Here is a 3,210-nt window from a genome sequence, read left to right on the forward strand (position 1 = left end):
GCCGCGTCATCAGACGCCACTGCCGTGGGATCGATGATACTGACAGGCAACAGGGCCGCGGCAGGCGGAGCGCCCACGTCGACGCGATGCATCCGATTACGATATTGTTTGCGCCATCCGAAAATCACATTGGCATTTATGCCGTGCTCACGAGCGACGAGCGAAACGGAGGTCCCTGGCTGTAGCGTTTGTTCGACCACACGACGTTTAAATGCGGCTGAATAGGTCTTTCGCGGCGGCCGCCGACGAGCGTCAGAATCAAGATGAGTATGGATAGTCATTGGAGAGATCGTGTCCGTGATCGGGTTATCGTGGACACGATCTAATGGTGTCCACAAAACAAGGATCTTCCCGACCTCCAACTCAGCGGTCTACACGGTACTGCGGTCACGCTTACACCACATCCACGCGTCGATCGGTACTGAATACATCGACGCGCAATGCCGGGTGGAGGCTCGTGAACGTGGGGAGTGCGGCCATGACCACGCCGGCTGCCATCCCAAGCGGCAAATCGACGCGCAACTGGCCGCTCAGGTGGCTGTCGCCAAGCCTGAACAAGAGTGCTAATTCCTCGAAGTCGTTTAGCAGACGCTCACTACGGTTGAGCAACTCTTGCCCCTCGTGTGTGAGCATCACCCGACGTGTCGTGCGCTGTAGCAAGCGGGCGCCGAGCTGCGTTTCAAGGCGCTTGATCGAGGTCGACACGGTGGAGCGCGGAATCTGCATTTGCAAAGCCGCGCGAGTGAAACTGGCCAGCTGGGCCACGAGAATGAATATTCGTAGGTCGTCGGTGGACGGCAGGACAATGTTCATAAATTGGTCGATATTTTCGACAATACATGTCGAAATCCATAGATTTATATAACTCATTTCGAACAGTATAGTAACTGAACGTTGTTAATCACCCAATCACCTGAGGTTCCACTATGAGCACTTCGTCATCTTCCTCCCTAGGCATTGCACTGATCACCGGTGGAAGCAGAGGCTTGGGGAAATCGGCAGCCATTCATCTTGGGAAGCGGGGTTGGGATGTCGTTATCACGTATGCTCAGCGCGCCGACGCTGCTCAGGAGACTGTCGCTGAGGTGGAAAAAGCAGGGCGCAAGGCAGTCGCTCTGCAGCTCAATACCGGCGAAGTTGGTAGCTTCAAGGCTTTTGCCGAGACGTTCCGGGCGGCCCTGCGTGAGACGTTCGGTCGCGAAAACTTCGATGCGTTGGTGAACAACGCCGGGAACAGTTCAAACGTTCCGTTCCTAGAGACCACGGAGCAGGAGTTTGATTCCTTGATGAATGTTCATCTTAAGGGTGTGTTCTTCTTGACGCAGGTCCTGGTTCCGTTGCTCACCGATGGTGGCCGAATCATCAACATTTCCAGCGGTCTAGCCCGCTTTTACACGCCAGGTAAGACCACTTACGCCACCATGAAGGGTGGTGTCGAAGTATTCTCCCGCTATTTGGCCAAGGAGTTGGGGCCGCGTGGTATTCGCGTGAACTCACTGGCGCCCGGGGCGATTGCCACCGACTTCAGCAACGGCACCGTGCGAGACAACCCGCAGGTGAACGCTTTCGTGGCCGCTAACACCGCCTTGGGGCGCGTTGGTCAGCCGGAAGATATTGGTGGCGCCGTGGCGGCACTTCTGTCGTCGGAGATGGGCTGGGTTAGCGGCGAGCGAATCGAAGCTTCGGGCGGCATGTTCCTCTGAGCCGGGTATCTTCATCTCATGGCGGAATCTTCAACGGGGGTCCTCTGCGCTAAAAGCGCATGAACACGATGGTCAATTCTTTTGAGGGAAAAGTGGCTCTGGTTACCGGAGCTTCGCGTGGTATCGGCCGCGCTATTGCCGAGCGTCTGTCCAGTCTAGGCGCTACCGTTGTGATCCACTACAACGGTAGCGCCTCGGAGGCGCAGACTTTACATGAGAGGCTGACTCATCAAGGGCGTGCGTCGATACTCGTTAAAGGCGATATGTCAAAGGTGGCAGATATTGAACATGTGTTTGATATGTCGCTGTCGGCGTTTAATAAGATCGACATCGTGGTCGCCAATGCCGGCGTCGAAATCGTGGGGAAGGCGGCAATTGATGTGACAGAAGAAGATTTTGATCGCGTGTTCTCCGTCAATGCCAAAGGCGCTTTTTTCACCCTTCAGTGCGGAGCCCGCCATGTCGAGGACGGTGGACGCCTGCTTTACATTGGATCGAGTACGAGCAGGTTCCCCATGCCGGGGCATGCAGTCTACGGTGCAAGCAAGCTCGCACCGTGCTTTTTGGTGGAGGTGTTAGCCAAGGAATTGGGCTACCGGAATGTCACCGTCAACTCGATTTTGCCTTCTGCGACAGAAGGTGCAGGCGTGTCGACCAATGGTATTCGTGAATCGGTGAAGGATTACTTACTCCAGCACAATCCCATGCGCCGAGCGGCGTCGCTGAAAGATGTGGCCGACGCGGTCGAATTCCTCACTGGTCAAAGTGCCAGCTATATAAGCGGTCAGCATTTGCTCTTGAGTGGTGGCGCTCCCGCCTGAGGCAGGCCATGCCATTAAATTTCGCGAATGGCAGCATAAACCGGCGGTCATTGTGATGAGGCAAGCTCGAACGGCGGCTCAGGGTGGCGCTGATCGCCACCAGGCAGTGGTCCGCCATTTTGAGACGTCCGACGCTCAATGGGATCGAACAAATCCTCATTGCGGTGAAATGTTCAGATCATGTCGGAGCACTCCGCGGTTTCCTCCCTTGGGGCTTGTAGGACGCGCCTGCTGGCGTCTGCGCGAGTTGACGTGCTGACGGATCAGGGCAGGCGTCCTACAACCCTGAACAGGAAGGGACGGCGGATTCAACCGACCACCCATGTCACTCGATGAATCTACGGTTCTCAATCAATTGTGGATCGGACGGCGCAACGAAGCACCACGACAGACGCGGCCGAAAGTCCCTGACTGGCCGAGGAATTAAATTCCGACGGCTCGCTACAGACTTCCAGCGATCCTCCGGTACTGGCAACGGATACGGTGTCTTGTCCACGTACGAAAGACTCTGGCACAAGGAGGAAGACGCCTGTCCTTACGCGTCGAACCGCTGCCCAAAGCACCGGGCGCTCTATCCTTTTTGCATCGCAAGGTGCAGCAGAACCTGCGGAGCCTAGCGATGCGTGTTGCCGCGTCTTGCGCGAACCTCAGATTCACCCTGCTAGCGCCTCAAACGCGTTGCTTAT

At 56.3% G+C, this 3,210-nt stretch carries 4 protein-coding genes; 2 read left to right on the plus strand and 2 right to left on the minus strand.

What is annotated here, in order from left to right; genetic code table 11:
• Positions 1-281: IS66-like element accessory protein TnpA (gene tnpA / locus ACSQ36_RS46930; protein ID WP_436187622.1), on the minus strand; the 281-nt coding region annotated here is incomplete at its 3' end.
• A 112-nt stretch (positions 282-393) separates the two neighbouring features.
• Entirely contained in the window at positions 394-813 is a 420-nt protein-coding gene (locus ACSQ36_RS46935; RefSeq protein ID WP_436187623.1) for a LysR family transcriptional regulator, read from the minus strand.
• A 113-nt stretch (positions 814-926) separates the two neighbouring features.
• Between ACSQ36_RS46935 and ACSQ36_RS46940 the strand changes: the two genes are divergently transcribed.
• On the plus strand, positions 927-1,703 hold the full coding sequence (locus ACSQ36_RS46940) for an SDR family NAD(P)-dependent oxidoreductase (protein WP_436187624.1): 777 nt from the start codon (positions 927-929) through the stop codon (positions 1,701-1,703).
• A gap of 59 nt (positions 1,704-1,762) precedes the next feature.
• Positions 1,763-2,524: an SDR family oxidoreductase gene (locus tag ACSQ36_RS46945; protein WP_436187625.1), complete on the plus strand. Its 762-nt coding sequence runs from the start codon at positions 1,763-1,765 to the stop codon at positions 2,522-2,524.
• Positions 2,525-3,210: the final 686 nt, after the last annotated feature.

The organism is Caballeronia sp. LjRoot34, assembly GCF_964253815.1.
In the GTDB taxonomy this organism is placed as follows: Bacteria; Pseudomonadota; Gammaproteobacteria; order Burkholderiales; family Burkholderiaceae; genus Caballeronia.